This window comes from Mycobacterium sp. 1165196.3, assembly GCF_001673415.1.
In the GTDB taxonomy this organism is placed as follows: Bacteria; Actinomycetota; Actinomycetes; order Mycobacteriales; family Mycobacteriaceae; genus Mycobacterium; species Mycobacterium europaeum_A.
In genome coordinates, this window is the sequence record NZ_LZLU01000015.1 from 35,313 (window position 1) to 55,748 (window position 20,436).

General features: G+C 68.3%; 20 protein-coding genes. 7 read left to right on the forward strand and 13 right to left on the reverse strand.

Annotated elements, in window-relative coordinates; all coding sequences use genetic code 11:
- Window positions 1-14: 14 nt before the first annotated feature.
- The 5 genes from aftB to glf are packed head-to-tail and all read right to left on the reverse strand — an operon-like array spanning window position 15 to window position 6,499.
- Window positions 15-1,988 (reverse strand): terminal beta-(1->2)-arabinofuranosyltransferase, encoded by a 1,974-nt coding sequence (gene aftB / locus A5659_RS01750; protein WP_304441587.1) that lies wholly within the window; start codon window positions 1,986-1,988, stop codon window positions 15-17.
- Complete coding sequence (locus A5659_RS01755; RefSeq protein ID WP_067179008.1) at window positions 1,975-2,883, reverse strand: decaprenyl-phosphate phosphoribosyltransferase; 909 nt, start codon at window positions 2,881-2,883, stop codon at window positions 1,975-1,977. The genes aftB and A5659_RS01755 overlap by 14 nt, the downstream gene beginning before the upstream one ends.
- Window positions 2,876-3,412, reverse strand: coding sequence for a phosphatase PAP2 family protein (locus tag A5659_RS01760; protein WP_197497877.1), 537 nt, complete (start codon window positions 3,410-3,412; stop codon window positions 2,876-2,878). Before A5659_RS01760 ends, A5659_RS01755 begins: the two co-directional genes overlap by 8 nt.
- Complete coding sequence (locus A5659_RS01765; protein WP_066873112.1) at window positions 3,405-5,291, reverse strand: glycosyltransferase; 1,887 nt, start codon at window positions 5,289-5,291, stop codon at window positions 3,405-3,407. Before A5659_RS01765 ends, A5659_RS01760 begins: the two co-directional genes overlap by 8 nt.
- A complete protein-coding gene (gene glf / locus A5659_RS01770) occupies window positions 5,291-6,499 on the reverse strand; it encodes a UDP-galactopyranose mutase (protein WP_066880196.1) in 1,209 nt (402 codons plus the stop codon). Before glf ends, A5659_RS01765 begins: the two co-directional genes overlap by 1 nt.
- Window positions 6,500-6,751: 252 nt before the next feature.
- Between glf and A5659_RS28365 the strand changes: the two genes are divergently transcribed.
- Window positions 6,752-7,822: a PirG gene (locus tag A5659_RS28365; protein ID WP_197508039.1), complete on the forward strand. Its 1,071-nt coding sequence runs from the start codon at window positions 6,752-6,754 to the stop codon at window positions 7,820-7,822.
- A 128-nt stretch (window positions 7,823-7,950) separates the two neighbouring features.
- Window positions 7,951-9,591, forward strand: a complete 1,641-nt coding sequence (locus A5659_RS01780; protein WP_197497880.1) for an LGFP repeat-containing protein — start codon at window positions 7,951-7,953, stop codon at window positions 9,589-9,591.
- 7 nt (window positions 9,592-9,598) lie between these two features.
- Here A5659_RS01780 and A5659_RS01785 read toward each other — a convergent pair whose 3' ends face one another.
- From A5659_RS01785 to A5659_RS01800, 4 genes are read right to left on the reverse strand one after another with little or no spacing between them, the layout of a single operon-like run.
- Complete coding sequence (locus A5659_RS01785) at window positions 9,599-10,414, reverse strand: Cof-type HAD-IIB family hydrolase (RefSeq protein ID WP_066873127.1); 816 nt, start codon at window positions 10,412-10,414, stop codon at window positions 9,599-9,601.
- Window positions 10,415-10,448: 34 nt separating this feature from the next.
- Window positions 10,449-11,234, reverse strand: coding sequence for a 1-acyl-sn-glycerol-3-phosphate acyltransferase (locus tag A5659_RS01790; protein WP_067179012.1), 786 nt, complete (start codon window positions 11,232-11,234; stop codon window positions 10,449-10,451).
- A 14-nt stretch (window positions 11,235-11,248) separates the two neighbouring features.
- Window positions 11,249-12,004, reverse strand: coding sequence for a 1-acyl-sn-glycerol-3-phosphate acyltransferase (locus A5659_RS01795; RefSeq protein WP_067023117.1), 756 nt, complete (start codon window positions 12,002-12,004; stop codon window positions 11,249-11,251).
- Between the two features lie 3 nt (window positions 12,005-12,007).
- On the reverse strand, window positions 12,008-12,778 hold the full coding sequence (locus A5659_RS01800) for a 1-acyl-sn-glycerol-3-phosphate acyltransferase (RefSeq protein ID WP_066873135.1): 771 nt from the start codon (window positions 12,776-12,778) through the stop codon (window positions 12,008-12,010).
- Between the two features lie 76 nt (window positions 12,779-12,854).
- Here A5659_RS01800 and A5659_RS01805 point away from each other — a divergent pair, with 76 nt between their 5' ends.
- The 3 genes from A5659_RS01805 to A5659_RS01815 all read left to right on the forward strand — a co-directional run bounded on the left by A5659_RS01805 (window position 12,855) and on the right by A5659_RS01815 (window position 15,582).
- Window positions 12,855-13,619 carry a phosphotransferase gene (locus A5659_RS01805; RefSeq protein ID WP_067179014.1) on the forward strand — a complete coding sequence of 255 codons (765 nt, stop codon included), beginning with the start codon at window positions 12,855-12,857 and terminating at the stop codon, window positions 13,617-13,619.
- 83 nt (window positions 13,620-13,702) lie between these two features.
- Complete coding sequence (locus A5659_RS01810) at window positions 13,703-15,253, forward strand: MBL fold metallo-hydrolase (protein ID WP_067179016.1); 1,551 nt, start codon at window positions 13,703-13,705, stop codon at window positions 15,251-15,253.
- Window positions 15,250-15,582, forward strand: coding sequence for a hypothetical protein (locus A5659_RS01815; protein WP_066873143.1), 333 nt, complete (start codon window positions 15,250-15,252; stop codon window positions 15,580-15,582). Before A5659_RS01810 ends, A5659_RS01815 begins: the two co-directional genes overlap by 4 nt.
- On the opposite strand, the gene A5659_RS01820 is transcribed toward A5659_RS01815, so the two are convergent.
- Together A5659_RS01820 and A5659_RS01825 are read right to left on the reverse strand one after the other, a co-directional pair.
- Window positions 15,579-17,153 carry an NAD(P)/FAD-dependent oxidoreductase gene (locus tag A5659_RS01820; protein WP_067179018.1) on the reverse strand — a complete coding sequence of 525 codons (1,575 nt, stop codon included), beginning with the start codon at window positions 17,151-17,153 and terminating at the stop codon, window positions 15,579-15,581. The two genes, A5659_RS01815 and A5659_RS01820, sit on opposite strands and share 4 nt — an antisense overlap.
- Window positions 17,154-17,201: 48 nt before the next feature.
- Window positions 17,202-17,825 carry a TetR/AcrR family transcriptional regulator gene (locus tag A5659_RS01825; RefSeq protein WP_066873147.1) on the reverse strand — a complete coding sequence of 208 codons (624 nt, stop codon included), beginning with the start codon at window positions 17,823-17,825 and terminating at the stop codon, window positions 17,202-17,204.
- A 69-nt stretch (window positions 17,826-17,894) separates the two neighbouring features.
- On the opposite strand from A5659_RS01825, the gene A5659_RS01830 reads away from it, so the two are divergent.
- Complete coding sequence (locus A5659_RS01830; protein WP_067179020.1) at window positions 17,895-18,380, forward strand: DUF2834 domain-containing protein; 486 nt, start codon at window positions 17,895-17,897, stop codon at window positions 18,378-18,380.
- On the opposite strand, the gene A5659_RS01835 is transcribed toward A5659_RS01830, so the two are convergent.
- Window positions 18,377-18,949: a class I SAM-dependent methyltransferase gene (locus A5659_RS01835; protein WP_067179022.1), complete on the reverse strand. Its 573-nt coding sequence runs from the start codon at window positions 18,947-18,949 to the stop codon at window positions 18,377-18,379. The two genes, A5659_RS01830 and A5659_RS01835, sit on opposite strands and share 4 nt — an antisense overlap.
- Before the next feature lie 55 nt (window positions 18,950-19,004).
- On the opposite strand from A5659_RS01835, the gene A5659_RS01840 reads away from it, so the two are divergent.
- A complete protein-coding gene (locus A5659_RS01840; protein WP_067179024.1) occupies window positions 19,005-19,754 on the forward strand; it encodes a helix-turn-helix transcriptional regulator in 750 nt (249 codons plus the stop codon).
- Window positions 19,755-19,757: 3 nt separating this feature from the next.
- Here A5659_RS01840 and A5659_RS01845 read toward each other — a convergent pair.
- On the reverse strand, window positions 19,758-20,436 hold a 679-nt coding region (locus tag A5659_RS01845; RefSeq protein ID WP_082975872.1), incomplete at its 5' end, for an aminoacyl--tRNA ligase-related protein.

The window sequence follows — 20,436 nt, forward strand, 5'->3', positions numbered from 1 at the left end:
CTTCTGCGCGACGCTTACTCGCGCGGTGGAGGCGGTGCCTCCGGGGGTATCGGCAGCCCGCATCGCGCCAGTTCGTAGCGCGGCACCCGATCGATCCGATATCCGGTGAAACGGAAGGAATTCACCAGATTGGACAGGAATCGGTGCGGGGTCATCGGGGCGCGCACCGAGCTGAGCACCGCCTTCGTGTCGGGGCACTGCAGCGCCGCGACGGCCTCTGCGACCCACTGCGCATCCAGGTAGCCCGGAATCCCCGGCGGCACCTTCACCCAGGGACCGTCGGCGATCACCCAGTCGGGAAACAAGTTCTTGTCGTGCCCGATGCGGCCGTGCTTGAGCCGTTCCGTGTGCTGCGCAAGCGGATTCGCCAAACCGATCTGGTCGATGACCCGGACGTCGAGCCCGACGTTCATGCCCACCATGCCGAGGTTGGTGAAAAACACGGCGTGCTGCGGTTTTTGCGGTGACTTATCACCCGGCGCCGGCTGAGCCTGCGGCACCAGGTCCCATTGGATGTAGTTGCCCGACGGCAGCAGTAACGCGCCGTCGGGAGTGTTGTTGAGGGCGGTCAGGATGGCCGCCATCCGTGGGTAACCCAGGTAGTCCGCGGCGGTCAGCGGATGCGCGTGACCGGTGGCCTGGGCATAGAAGCGGCGCTCGTCGACGATCCCGGAATAGGTGACGTGGGTGGCGTCGTCGCCCATGCCCGGCGAATTCGCCGCCCACAGCGCCCATCCGGCCAGTCCCAGCCAGAGCGCGGCGGCGGCGCCGGCGACCCAGTTACCGGTCTCCCGCGAATAGTCCTGGCCGTCGGGGATGGCGATCGGGACGACGGCGACGGGAGCCAGCAGGCAGAACAGCGGCGCCAGCAGCACCCGCGCGTGCATGAAGTCGCCGCCTTGCCGGATCCAGTACAGGGCCTGCAGCAGACCGCTGACCAGCACCCACGCCACCACCGCCGGCGGGCTGTGCACGGCGCGGGCCAGGCGGCCGTAGTCGGGCGCCAGCGCGGGGCGCAGAAACGACGGTCGGCGTCGCGCGGCGAACAGCAGCGCCCCCAGCGGCACCAGCAGGACCAGGGGGATCCACACCGCGTAGGGCGCGTCGAAGTTGAACAGGTAGATCATGCCCTGCGACCACTTGTCCCCGGCCGCGTCCTTGGCCAGCGCGGTGCCGGGCACCAGCAGGCCGTAATAGCCCATCCGGAAGATCTCGTAGGCGACCGGGACAAAGCCCCCGGCCACCACGACCAATCCGCGGCGGCGCCAGGTCCGGGCCGCGATCAGCATCATGATCAGCGCCAGGCCGCCCATGAGGGCCAGCTCCGGGCGCACCAGCACGCTGAACCCGGCGACGAAGGCCAGCGCGCCGGCGAACACCTTGTTATCCGCGCGGTTGCGCACCGGCTGGGCCCAGCAGACCATCATCCACCAGAGCAACCCGAGATACGCCAGGGCCAGGCCGCTCTCCAGCCCGGAGGTGGCGAAGTCCCGCGCGGGCGGCAGCGCGATGTAGACGAGCGCACCGGCGGGCAACATGATCGCCTTGCGGCCGCGCAGGCTCGGCGCATACAACCGCGCGGCGCCCAGCATCAGCAGCGCTATGCCCGCCACCGAAAGCACCAGCGCCAGCGCGAGCGCCACATACTCCATGCGCAACGGGCCGCCGACCCAGCTCCCCACGTACATCAGGTAGGTCCAGGCGGTGGAGGTGTTGGCCTCTACCCGCTCACCCTGGTTGAACACCGGGCCGTTGCCGGCCAGCAGGTTGCGCACGGTGCGCAACACGATGAGGCCGTCATCGGCGATCCACCGCCGCTGCCAGCTCCCCCAGCCGAACAGCACGGCGACCACCGCCACGCTGATCCACAGGCTGACCCGCACCATGGTGGTGTACGGAAACACGGGCCAGCCGGGCCGCCTGAGCACCGGCCGGCTGCGCATCATGCGCGCTTTGAGAGCCTGCAGTTCGGGGCTAACCGAAGGCAACGGCGGCTCCGACTGTCGCGATCCACGCCAGGAACAGCAGCTGCAGCACCCGGTCCCGCAGCGCGATGTCTTCGGGTTCACCGGCCAGGCCGCCGTCGACGTCGACCGCGTAGCGCAGGATCGCGATGGTGAACGGGACCAGCGACACCGCGTACCAGGACCCCGAGTGGTGGTCGCGCTCGAACGCCCACAGGCCGTAGCAGATCACCACCGCGGTCGCCGACATCGTCCAGACGAATCGCAGATAGGTGCTGGTGTAGCTCTCCAGCGACTTGCGGATCTTGGCGCCGGTGCGCTCGGCGACCTGCAGCTCGGCGTAGCGCTTGCCGGCCACCATGAACAGCGACGCGAACGCGGCCGACAGCAGGAACCATTGGGACAGTGGGATTTCCGTCGCCACGCCGCCGGCGATGGCGCGCAGCAGGTATGCCGACGACACGATGCAAATGTCAAGCACCGCTTGGTGTTTGAGGCCGAAGCAGTACGCCAGCTGCATGGCGAGGTAGATGGCCATCACCAGCGCCAGGTTCGGCGTCACCAGCCATGCGATGCCCAGCGAGGCCGCACCCAGCAGCACCGCCAGGAGGTAGGCCAGCCACTCGGGCACCACGCCCGCCGCGATCGGGCGGAATCTCTTGGTGGGGTGCTCGCGATCGGCCTCGACGTCGCGGACGTCGTTGACCAGATACACCGACGAGGCCCCCAGGCTGAACACCACGAACGCCAGCCCCACCTGGGTGAGCATCTGCCCGTAGTCGTACCGTATGCCGCTGCCCAGCCCGGCCACCGGTGCGGCCAGCACCAAGACGTTCTTCACCCACTGGCGGGGCCGGATCGCCTTGATCACGCCGGTGATCAGGTTGCCCAGCGGTCGGGTCACGACGTCCTCACTCATCCAGCCACACCTCTCGTGCACGGCGCGCGAGCGCCGCAACGACGGCGCCCAGGGCGATGCCGAAGGCCACGTCGCTGGGGTAGTGCACGCCCAGCAGCATCCGCGACAAGGCCATCGGGGGCACCAGGACCGCGGGCAGCGGTAGGCCGGTGGTCCGGCCCATCAGGATGGCCGCGGCGGTGGTCGAAGTGGCATGTGCGGACGGGAAACTCAGCTGGCTGGGCGTGCCGACGTTCACCGCGACGGCGGGATCATGCGGCCGCTTGCGGCGCACGATCCGCTTGACGACGACGGCGGCGGCGTGCGCGGCGAACGCGCCGGCCCCGGCCACCAGCCAGTCGCGGCGCCGCTTCGGTGACAGCAGCGCGCCGAGCGCGGCGACGACCACCCAGCCGAGACTGTGCTCGCCGAAGTGGGACAGCGCTCGGGCGGTGGGGAGCGCCCCGGGACGGTCGCTCAGCGCCGCCTGGACGGCGACCAGCGCGGCCACCTCGCCGCGCGGCGCCTGTGCAGCGGCGGCCTCATGCATGTTCTGCAGCTGGCAGCAACGCCGTCTCCCACTTCTGCTTGCTGGACAACACCGGCAGGGCGTCGCGGTACACCCGGCGCATCTCGTCGAAGCGGCTGAGCAACTGACGCTGACGACGCAGCGATGCGAACAAGAGCGAGAACATCTTTCGCCGGTCCCGCTGCCGGTAGACCACGCCACAGCCGTCCGCCGTGGTGACCGTCACGCCGTCGACCGTGCACAGCCGGAACCAGCGCGCATCCTGGGTGGGCACGTTGAACTCGGGCCGGATGTGGGATTCGGTGTCGGCCTTGGTCATGTTGTGCAGGATGCCGCGGGCCAGCCGGTAGCTGATCGAGACCGGGTTCACCGGCGGCTTCATCGCCTTGGTCTTGTGCGACGGCGCCGGCAATTCGCTGGCCGCCGGCAGCACGACGGCGTCCGGGTATTCCTTGCGCAGCCGATGCACTTCCGGCAGACCCGATTCCAGGATCGAGAAGATGTGCTCCGGGCCGGCGAGGAAGTCGTCAATGGCCCTGTTCTGAATGGCGACGGTCGAGTACTCAAGGCAGGCAAGGTGTTTCAGGGTCGCCTTGAGGTGGCTGCGGACCAGGCCGGTGATGTCACCCTCCCAGTGCAGCGCCGCCACCACCAACCGGTTGCGCAGGTGGAAGTAGGCCTGCCAGTCGATGGCGTCGTCCTTGTCGCTCCAGGCCATGTGCCAGATCGCGGCGCCGGGCAGCGTGACCGTCGGGTAGCCGTGCTCGCCGGCGCGCAGACCGTATTCAGCGTCGTCCCACTTGATGAACAGCGGCAGCGGCTGGCCCAGCTCCTCGGCGACCTGCCGCGGGATCATGCACGTCCACCAGCCGTTGAAGTCGACGTCGATGCGCCGGTGCAGCAGCGCGCTGCGATCGTTCTTGTCGTTCAACGGGAACTTGGCGAAGTCGTGGTCGTACTCGGCGTGCGGCGCGGCGGTCCACATGAAGTTCGCCTGGTTGACGACCTCGCCCATGATGTGCAGGTGTGACGGCTCCTGCAGGTTGAGCATCTGCCCGCCGATCAGCGTGGGCGTCTTGGCGAACCGGTTGAGCGCCAGCACCCGCAGGATCGTGTCCGGCTCGATGCGGATGTCGTCGTCCATGAACAGGATCTGTTGGCAGTCGGTGTTTTTCAGCGCCTCGTACATCACCCGGCTGTAGCCGCCGGAACCGCCGAGGTTGGGCTGGTCGTGAATGGACAGCCGGCTGCCCAGGCCCGCCGCCGCTGCGGCGAAGTCCGGGTGGTCGCGCACCTTGCGGGTGCCCTGGTCGGGGACGATGACCGCACCGATCACCTTGTCCACCAAGGGATCCGCGGTAAGGTCGGCCAGCGCGTTGACGCAGTCGGCGGGGCGGTTGAAGGTGGGGATGCCGACGGCGATGTTGGCCGTGCCCGGCGCGGGCTCGGTCGCGTACCAGCCGCCGCTGATGAGGTTGACCGCGGTGTCGGTGGTGATGTCGAACCAGATCCAGCCGCCGTCCTCGAACGGCCGCAGCGGCACCTCGATCTCGACGACGGCCGGCTGCTCGTCGGTGCCGACGAATTGGCGGCCCTGCACCGAGATTCGCACCCCGGTGGCCTTCGTGCGGTAGACGTCGACGCGCCCGGTTCCGGTCAGCTCGACCCGCAGCACCACGGACTGACAGATCGACCAGCGCCGCCAGTAGCTGGCCGGGAACGCGTTGAAGTAGGTGGCGAACGACACCTCGGACTCTTTGCCGATCTCCAACGACGTACGGCTGGTCGCGTGCGCGCGCCGGGCGTTCGTCGTCGACTCCTCCAGGTAGAGCTTGCGCACGTCGAGCGGCTCGCCGGGACGCGGCAGGATGATCCGGGACAGCAGGCTCACGGCGGACATTAGCGCGCGCCTTCCTCTTTGTTCTGGGCTTCCGTCAGGGATGCGCCGTCACGCAGGTGCGGCGCGAGAACGTTGTCGTACATGTTCAAGGCGCTGGCGATGGCCATGTGCATATCCAGGTATTGGTAGGTGCCCAGCCGGCCGCCGAACAGCACTTTGGACGACGCGGTCTCGGCCTTCGCCCTGGCCCGGTAGGCGGCCAACAGGGCGCGGTCGGACTCGGTGTTGATCGGATAGTAGGGCTCGTCGTCGTCCTCGGCGAAGCGCGAGTACTCCCGCATGATCACGGTCTTGTCGGTCGGATAGTCGCGCTCGGTGTGGAAGTGACGGAACTCGTGGATGCGGGTGTAGGGCACGTCGGGGTCGTTGTAGTTCATCACCGGTGTGCCCTGGAAGTCCCCGATGGGCAGCACTTCCAGCTCGAAATCCAGCGTGCGCCAGCCCAGCCGGCCCTCGGCGTAGTCGAAGTAGCGGTCCAGCGGCCCGGTGTAGACGACCGGCGCGTCGGGGCTGTCCGCGCGCAGTTGGTCGCGCACGTCGAACCAGTCCGTGTCCAGCCTGACCTCGATGCGGTCGTCGGCGGCCATGTTGCGCAGCCAGGCCGTGTAACCGTCGACGGGCAGCCCCTCGTAGGTGTCGGAAAAGTAGCGGTTGTCGAAGGTGTAGCGCACCGGCAGCCGGGTGATGTTGGCGGCCGGCAGCTCCTTGGGGTCGGTCTGCCACTGCTTGGCGGTGTAACCCTTGACGAAGGCCTCGTAGAGCGGACGGCCGATCAGCGAGATCGCCTTCTCCTCGAGGTTCTGCGCGTCGGCCGTGTCGATCTCGGCGGCCTGCTCGGCGATGAGCCGGCGCGCCTCGTCGGGGGTGAAGTACTTGCCGAAGAACTGCGACACCAGGCCGAGCCCCATGGGGAACTGGTAGGCCTGCCCGTTGTGCATCGCGAAGACGCGGTGGCGGTAGTCGGTGAACTCGGTGAACTGCCGCACGTAGTCCCACACCCTCTTGTTGGAGGTGTGGAACAGGTGGGCGCCGTACTTGTGCACCTCGATGCCGGTGGTCGGCTCGGCTTCTGAGTAGGCGTTGCCGCCGATGTGCGGGCGGCGGTCCACGACAAGTACGCGCTTCCCGAGCTGGGTAGCCACGCGCTCGGCAATGGTCAGTCCGAAGAATCCAGAGCCGACGACGAAAAGATCGAAACGAGCGGTCATCGGTTGCTTAGGGTATCCGACCGCGTGGCCCTAACCCATTTGGCGAGGCCATGCGGCGGGCTCGGCTTGTGACGACGGCCGTTATGGCGCCGCGGATCCGCGATCACAGTCGGGGTCGCAATTGCCTCACGATTCAATATCACCACTCTAGTAACAGGATCACCACTCGTACCATCGACTTTGTGTGATTCCCACCAGCTAGGACCGGCGGGACGCGCCGACACAACACATAGTCAGATAGAGGAGACTTCCGTGCCGAACCGACGCCGACGCAAGCTCTCAACAGCCATGAGCGCGGTTGCCGCCCTGGCAGTGGCGAGTCCTTGCGCATACTTCCTTGTCTACGAGTCGACCGCCGGCAACAAGGCGCCCGAGCACCACGAGTTCAAGCAGGCCGCGGTGATGAGCGACCTGCCCGGTGAGCTGATGGGCGCCCTGTCGCAGGGGCTGTCGCAATTCGGGATCAACATGCCCCCGATACCCGCGTTGAACGGGGGCGCGACCGCCACGCCGGGTCTCGCCAGCCCCGGCCTGGGCACTCCGGGCCTCGGGACCCCCGGACTGGGGACGACGGGCCTGACCAATCCGGGCGCGACCAGTCCCGGTCTGGCCAGCCCCGGCTTGACCAGTCCCGGTCTGGCCAGCCCCGGCTTGACGAGCCCGGGCCTGACGAGCCCCGGTGCGGCGCCATTGACGCCCGGACTCACCGCTCCCGGCGCGTTGCCCACCACCCCCGGTGGCGGTGTCGCGACTCCGGGTGCCGGGCTCAACCCGGCGCTGTCCAATCCCGGACTGACCAGCCCGGCCGGAGTTTCGCCGGGCCTGGGTGGGCCGGCGGTGTCGCCGAGCGAGGTGCCGATCGACTCCGGGGCCGGGTTGGACCCGGGCGCCGGTGGTACCTACCCGATCCTGGGCGACCCGTCGACCTTCGGTAACGCGTCGCCGATCGGCGGCGGCACCGGCCTGGGCGGCGGATCGGGCACCGGCGGTGCCAGTGGCGGTCTGGTCAACGACGTGATGCAAGCCGCCAACCAGCTGGGTGCCGGCCAGGCGATCGACCTGCTCAAGGGCTTGGTGATGCCGGCCATCACGCAGGGTATGCACGGTGGCGCGGGTGCTCTGCCGGGCGCTGCGGGTGCTCTGCCGGGTGCCGCGGGTGCTCTGCCGGGTGCCGCGGGCGCTCTGCCGGGTGCCGCGGGTGCTCTGCCGGGTGCCGCGGGTGCCCTACCGGGTGCGGCCGCGGGCGCTCTTCCCGCCGCCGCGGGTGCGGCCGGCGCGTTGCCGGCGGCCGCCGGTGCGGTACCGGCGCTGCCCCCGGTCTAGTCCTTTCCAAACCCTCCACAAGACGGCACCGCAGAAATATCTGCGGTGCCGTCGATTTTTGGTCGACATTCGCCGCCGCTCAGCTCGTGTCGTCCCATAGATAACATTAGAAACACACGTAACATCGGCTGGTGTCTCGCAGTCGTGCGCCGACGATGCTGCTCACCGCCATGGCGGCGACCGTCGTCCTGGTCTCGTGGGTGGCCGACACGACACGCGATCGCGGCGCCGCCAGCCCGGGGCCGTCGCGCGGCACCCAACTGGCCGAACAGCCGCTGGTCGGGCTGGGGGCCGGCGTCACGGTCCGCGAAATCAGTCAGGGCACCCCCTTCTCGCTGGTTGCCCTCACCGGCGACCTGGCCGGCACGTCGACGCGCGTGCGGGCCAAGCACCGCGACGGCTCGTGGGGCCCCTGGTATCAGACCGAGTACGAAACCGCGGCACCCGACGGGGCGACAACGGCGGGGTCCCTCGAGGGGCCCCGCGGCACCGATCCGGTGTTCGTCGGCACCACCACGACGGTTCAGATCGCGGTCACCCGGCCGCTGGACGCCGCGGTGACCCAACCGCCCCCGGCGCCGCCGACGGAGAAACCCGATCTGGGCTATAAGCCGGCATCCCGCGAACAGCCCTTGGGGCAGAACATCTCGGCCGTCCTCATCTCCCCACCGCAGGCGCCGGCCGACACGCATTGGACACCACCGGCCGGGGTCTTGATGCCCGGCCAGGCCCCGCCCATCATCAGCCGCGCGCAATGGGGCGCCGACGAATCGTTGCGATGCGGTTCCCCGCAGTACGACAACGGGATTCGCGCGGCGGTGGTCCACCACACCGCCGGCAGCAACGACTATTCGCCGCTTGAATCGGCCGGCATCGTCAAAGCGATTTACACCTACCACAGCAAGACGCTGGGCTGGTGCGACATCGCGTACAACGCGCTGGTGGACAAGTACGGCCAGGTGTTCGAGGGCAGCGCCGGCGGGATGACCAAGGCTGTCGAGGCCTTCCACACCGGCGGATTCAACCGCAACACCTGGGGCGTGGCGATGATCGGCAACTTCGACGACGTGCCCCCCACCCCCATCCAGCTGCGGACCATGGGCCGGTTGCTGGGCTGGCGACTGGGCCTGGACAACGTTGACCCGAAGGGCACGGTGCAACTGGAATCGGCCGGCAGCCACTACACCACCTTCCCGGCCGGCGCCGTCGCGACGCTGCCGACGATCTTCACCCACCGCGACGTCGGGAACACCGATTGCCCGGGCAACGCGGCCTACGCGTTGATGGACGAAATGCGTGATATCGCATCGCATGTCAACGATCCGCCCGAAGAGTTGCTCAAGGCGCTGCAGGGCGGTGCGATCTATGACCACTGGCAGGCGATCGGCGGGATGAGCAGCGTACTGGGCTCGCCGACCTCACCGGAAGACAGCGCGGAGGGCGACGCCCGCTTCGTCACCTTCGCCCGGGGCGCGATGTACTGGTCGCCCGAGACCGGCGCCCAGCCGGTCACCGGCGCCATCTACGACGCCTGGGGCTCGCAGAGCTATGAACGCGGCCCGCTCGGATTGCCGACCAGCGCGGAAATTCAAGAGCCGCTACAGATTACGCAGAATTTCCAGCATGGCACGCTGAACTACGAGCGGCTGACCGGAAACGTCTCCGAGGTGGTCGACGGGATCACCATTCCACTGACGACCGAATCCCCGAGCGGCCCAACGGTTCCGGCCGAGCACTTCTCGCTGCCGTCGCACCCGACGCCCACGTGACGCAGCCCTAAAGCCACCAGCGTTCCAGCACGCGGCCCACACCGTCGTCGTTGTTGGGGGCGGTCACCTCGTCGGCGGCGGCCTGCACGTCGGGATGGGCATTGCCCATCGCAACGCCATGTCCGGCCCACCGCAGCATCGGCAGATCGTTGGGCATATCGCCGAACGCCACCACCTCCTCGGGGGCGATCTGCAACGGCCGCGCGATCTCGTCGATGCCGGTGGCCTTGCTGGTGCCCAGCGGCACGATCTCGACCAGTCCGTTGTTGGTGGAGTAGGTGATGTCGCCCGCGATGCCGATGTGCTTGGCCAATTCGGCCGCCATGTCGGCGCTGCGGGCTCCGGACCGGCGGATGAGCAGCTTGATCGCCGGGGCGCTGAGCAGATCCTGGATCGACACCTCGGTGTTGTCCGGGTTCAGCCAGGCATGCTCGTAGCCCGGCGAGCTGACGAACTGCGGCGTCGCCGTGTCGTGCGCGCTTTCGCCGATCCGCTCGACGGCCAAACCGGCGCCCGGGATGACGCGGGTGGCCAGCTCCGCCAGCTCGGCCAGGGTGTCGACGCTCAGCGTGCGGGTGGACACCACCCGGTCGGTCGCGGCGTCGTAGATGACGGCGCCGTTGGCGCACACCGAGATCGGCGCGAAACCCAGCGCGTCGACGACCGGACGTATCCAGCGCGGCGGGCGGCCGGTGGCCACCACGAACTGCGCACCGGCGCCCACCGCGGCGCGGATGGCGTCGCGGGTGCGCGGGGAGATCTTCTCGTCGTCGTCGAACAGGGTGCCGTCGACGTCGCAGGCGATGAGCGCCGGCAGGGTCATCGAGACCGTCCCCCTCGCCGGCTGGCCCGACCGCTCAATGCAGCCCGCTCTGGTTCTGCCCGGGCCGGGTCACGCCGTCGGTGCCGTACTTGCGCATTCGCTCCTGCAGCTCCGACAACCGCAGGGCCCGGGAATCCTCTTGGGTGGGCGCGCTGCCGCCCAGCCGCCGCGGCACCCAGAATTCGTCCTTCGGGTGCGGATATTCCTCCTGCACCCGGTACAGCAGGTCGTTCATCGCCGAACGCAACAGCAGGTTGAGTTCCTCGGGTGTGCCGCGCGGCGGCAACGGCTGCCCGGCCGCCACCGTGATCGGGACCTTGTTGCGGAACACCTTCTTGGGATGGTCCTTGGGCCAGATCCGGTGCGCGCCCCACACGACGACCGGAACGATTGGCACGTGGGCGTCCAGCGCCATGCGCGCCGCCCCCGTCTTGAACTCGCGCAGTTCGAAGCTGCGACTGATGGTGGCCTCGGGATGCATCCCGATCAGCTCGCCCTCGCGCATGCGCTGCACGGCCACCTCGAAGGCGTCGTGCCCGGACCTGCGGTCCACCGGGATCAGCCGGGCGTGATTGATGACGTAGTTGACCGCCTTCACGTCGGCCATCTCCGCCTTGATCATGAAGTAGGCGCGCCGGTGACGCTCGCGCACGGCCATCAACGTCGGCAGCCAGTCCAGATAGCTGGTGTGGTTCTGGGCCAGCAGGGCGCCGCCGCGCGCGGGAATGTTCTCCAGGCCGTGATAGGTGAACTTGGTCCCCTGCATCGCGACCATCGGCGGAACGATCCATTCCGCCAGCCGGTAGAACCCCTCGGGCATGTTCTCTCCTTCGCCTACTGCGACGGGCGCTCGGCCCTTTTAGCCGCGCGGGCCGCCGCCTCGGTTGCCTCGATGCGAGCGGCCTCGGCCGGGGTCGGCGCTGCGCCGCCCAGCCGGCGCGGCAGCCAATACGCTCCGGGCTCGCCCGGATAGTGCTCTTGCGCGCGGTGCAGCAAGGTGGTCATCGAGTCGCGCAGGGCGGCGTCGGTCTGCGCAATGTCTTCGCGCGCCGTCAATGGCGCGCCTACCTGCACAGTAATGGGTATTTTGGCGCGGCCCACATTTCGCGGGTGATCCTTGGTCCAGATGCGCTGCGCCCCCCAGACGATCACCGGCACGATTGGGACGTCGGCTTCGATGGCCATCCGCGCGGCGCCGGTCTTGAACTCCTTGAGCTCGAAGCTGCGGCTGATCGTGGCCTCCGGATACACCCCTACCAATTCACCCTCGCGCAGCCGCTGCACCGCCACCGCGTAGGCGCCCGCCCCGGCGCCGCGATCCACCGGGATGGTGCGGGTGTGCTTGATCAGGAAGTTGACCGGCTTGACCTGCTGCATCTCGGCCTTGATCATGAACCGCAGCCGACGCCCCCGGCGGTGGACGGCCAGCGCGGCCGGCAGAAAGTCGACATAGCTGGTGTGGTTGATCGCCACCACGGCGCCGCCCCGCTCGGGGATCTGCTCCTCACCGCGGAAGGTGATCTTGGTGCCGGTGGCCTTGACCACCAGATGAGCCAGCAGCTCCAAGGCGCGGAAGGTCGGCTCCACCATCGATCACGACTCCGGCGCCCCTGCGGACCGGGCCCGCCGGGCCGCCCGGGCGGCCGCCTCCTCGGCCTCCAACTGGGCCGCTTCCGCCAACGATGGCGCGCCCCCGCCCAGCCGGTGGGGTACCCAGAACTCGCCGGCGGGGTGCGGCCCGTACATTTCCTGCGCGCGCTCCAGCAGATGCTGCATGCGCGAGTGCAGCAGCCCCTTGAGCTCCTCGACGGCCAGCGTCGGCTCGATCGGTTCGCCGACCAGCACGATGATCGGAACCTTGGGCCGCCAGAGCTTTTTCGGGTGGTCCTTGGTCCAGATCCGCTGGGCGCCCCAGACGATGTGCGGCACGATCGGCACCCCGGCCTCGACCGCCATCCGCGCGGCGCCGGATTTGAATTCCTTGATCTCGAAGCTGCGGCTGATCGTGGCCTCGGGATAGACGCCGACCAGCTCGCCGTCCTTGAGGTTGCGGACGGCGTCCTCGAAGGAGGCGGCGCCGTCCTGGCGATTCACCGAGATGTGCCGCAGGCTGCGCATGATCGGCCCAGTGACCTTGTGGTCGAATACCTCCTGCTTGGCCATGAACCGCACCTTGCGGCCCAGACCCTGCTTGTAGGCCGGCAACCCCGCGAAGGTGAAGTCCAGGTAGCCGGTGTGGTTGATCGCGATGACCGCTCCGCCGCTGGTCGGCAGGTTCTCCACGCCGGCGATCGTGATCTTCAGGCCCTGGACGCGCCAGACCAGGCGGGCGAGTTGAATGACAGTCCCGTAAACCGGTTCCACAGCAGTTCAGCCTAATGCTCCCCGCCACCCGCCGTCCCCAGAGCCGAGAATCCAAAGCGCCGCAAGGAGGCCGTCGTTGTCCGCCCCGTCATCCCCACCGCCTGTGCCTGCGATCGTCGACCGGTTCGCCGCCGGCCGGCCGGTGCGGGCGGTCTGGGTCAATGAGCTCGGCGGAGTGACCTTTCGGGTAGGTGCTGACGCGACTGCTGGGCACGCCACCGGCGGGGTTGAATTCATCAAGGTGGCGGAGCCGGGCACCGCCGACCTGGCCGGTGAGGCGCAGCGTCTGCGGTGGGCACGTCACTACCTGAGGACGGTGCCGGAAGTGCTCGGCCACGGGATGGCCGGGGACCATTCGTGGCTGCACACTCGCGGGCTGCCCGGCCTGCCGGCCGTGCATCCACGGTGGCTGGCGGCACCGGACGTCGCGGTGTGCGCAATCGGTGCGGGTCTGCGCGAATTGCATGACCGGCTTCCGGCTCAGGCGTGCCCCTTCGACTGGTCGGTGAGTGCGCGGCTGGCCGCATTACCGCCGGCAGCCCGGTCGCCGCTTGGTGAGCCACCGCCGGTCGACCGGCTGGTGGTCTGCCACGGCGATGCCTGCGCGCCGAACACGTTGATCGATGGCCAGGGCCGCTACAGCGGACATGTTGACCTCGGCGACCTCGGTGTGGGCGATCGGTGGGCCGACCTCGCGGTGGCAACGCTGTCGCTGGGCTGGAACTACCCCGGTCGGGGATGGGAGGGGGAATTCTTCGCCGCATACGGTGTCGAGCCCGACCCAGTGCGCATCGACTACTACCGGCGGTTGTGGAACGCCGAAGATGCCGGCTCGCGCTAAGCTCGGGGGCTGAAAAGCCGTCATCCCCGGCCGAGGCCGCAGAAGCCTTTCGAAGGCCTTCTACCGGCCCCAGGAAGGTATCAGTGCAGGTCACCAGCGTCGGCCACGCCGGATTTCTGATCCAGACCCAAGCGGGCAGCATCCTGTGCGACCCCTGGGTCAATCCGGCCTACTTCGCGTCCTGGTTCCCGTTCCCGGACAACAGCACGCTGGACTGGGACGCGTTGGGTGCCTGCGACTACCTGTATGTGTCGCACCTGCACAGGGACCATTTCGACGCGAAGAATCTGGCCGAGCACGTCAACAAGGACGCCGTGGTGTTGCTGCCGGACTTTCCGGTACCCGACCTGCGAAACGAATTGCAAAAGCTGGGGTTTCACCGATTCTTCGAGACCAGCGATTCGGTCAAGCACCGGATCGCCGGCCCGAAGGGCGAGCTTGACGTCATGATCATCGCGCTGCGGGCGCCCGCCGACGGTCCGATCGGCGATTCGGCGCTGTTGGTTTCCGACGGCGCGACAACGGTTTTCAACATGAACGACGCCCGGCCGGTGGATCTGGACGCGCTGGCCACCGAATTCGGGCACATCGATGTGCACCTGCTGCAGTACTCCGGGGCCATCTGGTACCCGATGGTCTACGACATGCCGGCCCGCGCCAAGGAGTCGTTCGGCATTCAGAAGCGGCAACGCCAGATGGACCGCGCCCGCCAATACCTCACCCAGGTCGGGGCGACCTGGGTGGTGCCGTCCGCGGGGCCGCCCTGCTTCCTCGATCCGGAACTGCGCCACCTCAACGACGACCATGCGGATCCGGCCAACATCTTCCCCGACCAGGTGGTGTTCCTGGATCAGATGCGCAGACACGGCCACGCCGGCGGCCTGCTGATGATTCCCGGGTCGACCGCCGATTTCACCGGCTCGCAGCTCAATTCGCTGACCCACCCGCTGCCCACCGACCAGGTCGAGGCCATCTTCACCACGGGCAAGGCCGACTACATCGCCGACTACGCCGAGCGGATGGTGCCCGTCGTCGCCGCCGAGCGGGCGAGTTGGGCACCGGCCACCGGGGAGCCGCTGCTGGAACCGTTGCGCGCCCTGTTCGAGCCGATCATGTCGCAAAGTGACGAGATCTGCGACGGAATCGGTTATCCCGTCGAACTGGTGCTGGGGCCGGAAATCGTGGTCCTGGACTTCCCGAAACGTGCCGTGCGGGAACGCATTCCGGATGAAAAGGTCCGCTACGGTTTCGAGATAGCGCCGGAGCTGGTTCGCACCGTGCTGCGCGATCGCGAGCCGGACTGGGTCAACACCATCTTCTTGTCGACCCGGTTTCGGGCTTGGCGTGTCGGCGGCTACAACGAGTACCTGTACACGTTCTTCAAGTGCCTGACCGATGAACGGATCGCTTACGCCGACGGCTGGTTCGCCGAGACGCACGACGACTCGGCGTCGGTCACGCTGGACGGCTGGGAGATTCAGCGCCGCTGCCCGCACCTCAAGGCCGACCTGTCGAAATTCGGGGTCGTCGAGGGAAACACGTTGACCTGCAACCTGCATGGCTGGCAGTGGCGACTGGACGACGGACGCTGCCTGACCGCCAAGGGCCACCAGCTGCGGAGTTCGCGGGCGTGAGCGCATCTTACGACGACGGCCTGATCCAGCTGGATCGTGCGGCGATCACGTTGCGCCGCTACCACTTTCCTTCCGGCACGGCGAAGGTGATCGCGCTCGACGCGATCCGCGGGTACAAGGCCGAGCAGCTGGGCCTTTTCACCCAGCGGTTCCGGATCTGGGGCAGCTCGGACTTCCGCCGCTGGTTGCCGCTGGACATCGGCCGCCCGCTCAAGTCGACGCTGATCACGCTGGACGTGCCGGGCACGCGGCCCAGCCCGGCGTTCACGCCGGCGCGTCCCGAAGAATTCACCGCCCTGCTGGACGACCTGCTCGGCCGGCGCGGTTAGGACGCCCCCGCGGCCCCGCGGTCGGCGAGCGCCTGGCGCGCCGCGTTGTAACCGGGGATGAAGGTGATGCCGGGGCCCCCGTGACAGCCCGCGCTGCCCAGATACAGGCCCTCGATCGGGATCGGCTGGCCGAGGAAGCCCCGCGGGCCGGGCCGGTTGGGCCCGATCTGGTTGGCGTTCAACAGACCGTGGCAGTAATCCCCGCCGGGCGCGCCGAACATGACGCCCATGTGCCTGGGCGTGAAGGTGGTGTGCCGGATGATGCTGCGTTCGAAATTCGGGGCGAGCCGGGTGACCTTGTCGATCACCCGCTGGCCCATCTCGACCTTGGCCTGCCCATAGTCGACGTCGCCCTCGATCGGGAAGAACAGCGCGAACGCCGACGCGGCGTGCTTGCCGTCGGGTGCGAGGCCCGGGTCGTTCTGCGACGGGATCTGCAGCACGACGGTCGGGTCGGCCGGGACGATGCCGCGCCGCGCGTCCTCCCATTGCTGCTGGACTTCCTCCGGCGTGCAGAACAGGCCGATCGAGGCCTGCATGGCCGGTGAGTTGAGGGCCTCATACGGCGCGGCGAAGACGGGCGCCTCCTCGAGCGCGAAATGCATCTGCAGGTAGCTGCCGCGGTGGTCGATGCGGGCATAGCGTTCCCGGATATCGGCGGGCAGCGCGCCCTGTTCGATCATCTCGTTGAGCGTGACGTCCGGCGCGATCCCCGAGACGACGATCGGGGCGTGCAACGTCTCGCCCGCCTCGGTGCGCACGCCGGTCACCCGCCCGTCGGCGACGAGGATCTCGGTCACCTTGGTGCGCAACCGAAGTTCACCGCCATGACTTTCCAGGACGTCGCACAGGTGCGAGGTGAGCGCGCCGATGCCGCCGCGCAGCTTCTTCATCTGCATGGTGTCGCCGTCGGGTACGCCGAGCCCGAAGGCGAGCGCGGCCGCGCTGCCCGGCGTGGCCGGGCCCCGGTAGAGCGTATTGACGGCCAGCACGGTCATCGAGCCGCGGATCGCACCGAACTTCTCCCGGTCGGGCAGATAGCGGTCCAACACGTCGGTGACCGAGCCGAACAGCATGTCGTCGACCGCCGAGCGCTCGAATTCGTTTGTGGCGCAGGCATACATCTCGTCGATGCTCTTGGGTAATGTGCCGGCTTCGAACCGGCCGAGCGCGCGGGTCGGGCCCTGGCTCCACGCCATCAGCCCCGCCATCCCGTTGACGGCGTCGGCGCCGTGCACCTCGTTGAGATGGGTGAACAGCTTGACGGGGTCGCTGTACTGGATCAGCGGATCGTCGCCGACGCCGCGCACGGCCACCGACATCACGTCCAGGTCGATGGTCGGCAGGGTGTCCAGGCCCAGCTCGTCGACCACCACCTGCGACGTCGGGAACTGCACCGAGCCGGCGATCTCGAACTGGTATCCGTCGAAAAGTTCGACGGTGGAAGCCATGCCACCCGCGTAGAGCTTGGGATCCAGGCACACCGTGCGCAGCCCGGCCTTGGCCAACAGCACTGCCGCGGTGAGCCCGTTGTGCCCGGCACCGATAACTATCGCGTCGTATTCAGTCATGTCCTGCCCTCCGAAAGGGAGGCTCGCACGACCGCAAAGTTTTGTCAATTATGACGAAACTGCGGTGATCCACGTGCCCGAGATCCCGCCGCGCAGCGACTCGAGCGCCACGTGGGTGATCCGGGCCAGTTCGCCGAGCGACCGGTCGTCGCCGACCATCCAGGCCTCCATGGCGCCGAACACCGCGGCCGCGATGCACCGCGCGGTCACGGTGACCCGCAGCCGCACATCCGGCGTTCGATCGGCCGCGCCACTGCGCCGGCGCAGCTGCTCCTCGATGGCGTCGGCCAGGTCGGCCTGGACGTCGCGGATGTGGCGGACGATGCGGCCCTGGTCCAGATCACCGCCCCGCAGCGCGGCGATTTTCGTTACGGCCTCAACGTCATAGGGGAAGGCGAAGACCGCCGCCTGCACCGAGTCGATGACCGGCTCGTCGACCGGCCTGGCCTCCAGCGCCGCGCGAAACCAGTGCAGCCCGGTGTAGTCCGCGAACAGCAGGTCGTGCTTGGAGCTGAAGTGGCGATAGAACGTCCGCAGCGACACCCCGGCGTCCGCGGCGATCTGCTCGGCCGACGTGTCCTCCACGCCCTGGGCCAGGAACCGCACCACGGCGGCCTGGCGCAGCGCTTCGCGCGTGCGCTCGCTGCGCGCCGTCTGAGCGGGCCGGACCATGGCAGTAAGGTATCAAGAAACTTTTTGACAATATTGACAAAACTTCCGGACCCGGGCGAGACTGCGCCCATGGTCTCGCTACTCACTCACGCGGTACTCGGACTGACGGTCATCAGCTGGATCGTCCTGGCCAACAGGGGAGTCTTCGCCCGCCCGGCCAGCGGCCCGCTGTTCTCGCCGATGGAAGTCGTGTACTACGTCGTCGGCATCGCATCGGTCGCCCTCGGCTGGTACTTCAACATCACCTACGTGCAGCAGTACGCGCACGGATCCACCAATCCGCTGTGGGGCGAACACGGCAGCTGGCTCGAATACATCAGGCTGATGTTCACCAACCCGGCCGCCAGCTCGGCCAGCCAGGACTACACGATCGCCAATGTCGTTCTGCTGCCGATCTTTACGATCGTGGACGGCTACCGCAGGGGCCTGCGCCACCCGTGGCTGTACTTCGTGTCCAGCCTGTTCACCAGCTTCGCGTTCGCGTTCGCGTTCTACTTCGCCACGATGGAGCGCCAGCGCCGCCACGAACGCGACCGTGCGACGGTAGCCGCTTAGCCGACCGGTTTGGTGGCCCGCCATTTCTGCCGGCCGCCCTTGACCTCGGTGTGGATGTCGGTGAATCCCGCCGACGCAAGCCGCGCCGGCAGGTCGGCCGGCGGAATCGGGTTGTAGGTGTCGGCGACGTGCAGCAGCCGAAATGCCAGGGACGGGACGCCGTCGCTGCCGGCGAAGACCCCGCCCGGTTGCAGCACCCGGAACGCCTCGACGAACAGGCGGTCCTGCAGTTCGGCGCGAGGCACGTGGTGCAGCATGGTGAAGCACACCACCGAGGTGAAATGGTCTGTCGGCAAACCGGTTTCGCTGCCGTCGCCGTGGATGATGCGCGCCCGATCACCGTAGCGGCGCTGCAGACGATCGGCCATCGCCCCGTCGACCTCGACCGCGGTGAGCGAGGCCGCCCGATCGAGCAGCGCACGCAGCGTCGCCCCGTAGCCCGGGCCGATTTCCAAAGTCCGCGCGCCCAATTCGACGTCCCGCAGGGCCCACGGCAACAGCTGATCGGCCACCGCCTGCTCCCAGCCCGCGGAGCTACAGCGCCGCCGGTGCAAAAGATTCATCGCCATACCGAGAACGCTAGGCGCCCACACGGGGTGCGGGCTTCCGATATCCTGCCGTGATATGTCGGAATTCAGCCATCACGGGCTGGCGACTTCGTCGCAGACGTTGCCGCCGGGATCCCACATCGAGCGGCACCGGCATCCTTTGCACCAGATCGTCTACCCGTCCTCGGGTGCCGTCTCGGTGACCACCCCGACCGGAATGTGGATCACGCCGGCGAACCGCGCGATCTGGATACCGGCGGGGTGCTGGCACGAACACAAGTTTCACGGCACCACGCAGTTTCACGGCGTCGCGCTGGACCCCGACCGCTACCGCCGCGGCCCCGCGGCCCCCGCCGTGCTGGCGGTCAATCCCTTGATGCGCGAACTGATCATCGCGTGTTCGCAAACCGATGGCACCGACACCGACGAGCACCACCGGATGCTGGCCGTGCTGCACGACCAGTTACAGGCCACCAGCATCGGGGAGGCGCTGTGGATTCCCACACCGGTCGACGACCGGCTGCGGCAAGCGTGCGCGCTGATCGCCGACAACCTGCGGGAGTCATTGTCGCTGCGGCAGATCGGTGATCGGCTCGGGGTCGGCCAGCGCACGCTGAGCCGCCTGTTCAGCGACGAACTGGCGATGACGTTCCCGCAGTGGCGCACCCAGGTGCGGCTGCAGCACGCCCTGGTGTTGCTCGCCGAGCGGCGCGACGTCACGTCGGTGGCGGCCGAATGCGGCTGGGCCACACCGAGTGCGTTCATCGACACCTACCGGCGAGCCTTCGGGCATACGCCCGGCCAGGTGGCCGCCAAGGCGCGCTAGTTATTAGTGGCGATTCGGCTCGAGCACCTCGGTGCCGACGAACGGCACCAGGGCCTCGGGCACCCGCACGCTGCCGTCGGGCTGTTGGTGGTTTTCCAGGATCGCCACCAACCACCGCGTGGTGCCCAGCGTGCCGTTGAGCGTGGCGGCGGTCTGCGGTTTGCCCGCCTCGTCGCGAAAGCGGGTGGCCAGCCGGCGCGCCTGGAACGTGGTGCAGTTCGAGGTGGACGTCAGCTCGCGGTAGGCGCCCTGCGTGGGAACCCAAGCCTCACAATCGAATTTGCGCGCGGCCGACGACCCGAGATCGCCCGCGGCGACATCGATCACCCGGTACGGCACCTGGATGCGGGCCAGCATCTCGCGCTGCCAGCCCAGCAGCCGCTGGTGTTCCGCCTCGGCGTCCGCGGGGGTGCAGTAGACGAAGCCCTCGACCTTGTCGAACTGATGCACCCGAATGATGCCGCGGGTGTCCTTGCCGTAGCTGCCGGCCTCGCGGCGAAAACACGACGACCACCCCGCGTACCGCAGCGGCCCGCCGGACAGGTCCAGGATCTCGTCGGCGTGGTAGCCGGCCAGCGGCACCTCCGAGGTGCCCACCAGGTAGAGGTCGTCGGCCTCCACGCGGTAGACCTCGTCGGCGTGGGCGCCCAGGAACCCGGTGCCGGCCATCACCTCGGGGCGC

Excerpts from the sequence above, each read along its gene's own strand:
- A5659_RS01835 (WP_067179022.1), bottom strand. The coding sequence starts at position 18,949 with ATGGCGATGAATCTTTTGCACCGGCGGCGCTGTAGCTCCGCGGGCTGG.
- A5659_RS01820 (WP_067179018.1), bottom strand. The coding sequence starts at position 17,153 with ATGACTGAATACGACGCGATAGTTATCGGTGCCGGGCACAACGGGCTC.
- A5659_RS01790 (WP_067179012.1), bottom strand. The coding sequence starts at position 11,234 with ATGCCCGAGGGGTTCTACCGGCTGGCGGAATGGATCGTTCCGCCGATG.
- A5659_RS01785 (WP_066873127.1), bottom strand. The coding sequence starts at position 10,414 with ATGACCCTGCCGGCGCTCATCGCCTGCGACGTCGACGGCACCCTGTTC.
- A5659_RS01755 (WP_067179008.1), bottom strand. The coding sequence starts at position 2,883 with ATGAGTGAGGACGTCGTGACCCGACCGCTGGGCAACCTGATCACCGGC.
- A5659_RS01760 (WP_197497877.1), bottom strand. The coding sequence starts at position 3,412 with ATGCATGAGGCCGCCGCTGCACAGGCGCCGCGCGGCGAGGTGGCCGCG.
- A5659_RS01830 (WP_067179020.1), top strand. The coding sequence starts at position 17,895 with ATGGTCTCGCTACTCACTCACGCGGTACTCGGACTGACGGTCATCAGC.
- glf (WP_066880196.1), bottom strand. The coding sequence starts at position 6,499 with ATGACCGCTCGTTTCGATCTTTTCGTCGTCGGCTCTGGATTCTTCGGA.
- A5659_RS01825 (WP_066873147.1), bottom strand. The coding sequence starts at position 17,825 with ATGGTCCGGCCCGCTCAGACGGCGCGCAGCGAGCGCACGCGCGAAGCG.
- A5659_RS01840 (WP_067179024.1), top strand. The coding sequence starts at position 19,005 with ATGTCGGAATTCAGCCATCACGGGCTGGCGACTTCGTCGCAGACGTTG.
- A5659_RS01795 (WP_067023117.1), bottom strand. The coding sequence starts at position 12,004 with ATGGTGGAGCCGACCTTCCGCGCCTTGGAGCTGCTGGCTCATCTGGTG.
- A5659_RS01765 (WP_066873112.1), bottom strand. The coding sequence starts at position 5,291 with ATGTCCGCCGTGAGCCTGCTGTCCCGGATCATCCTGCCGCGTCCCGGC.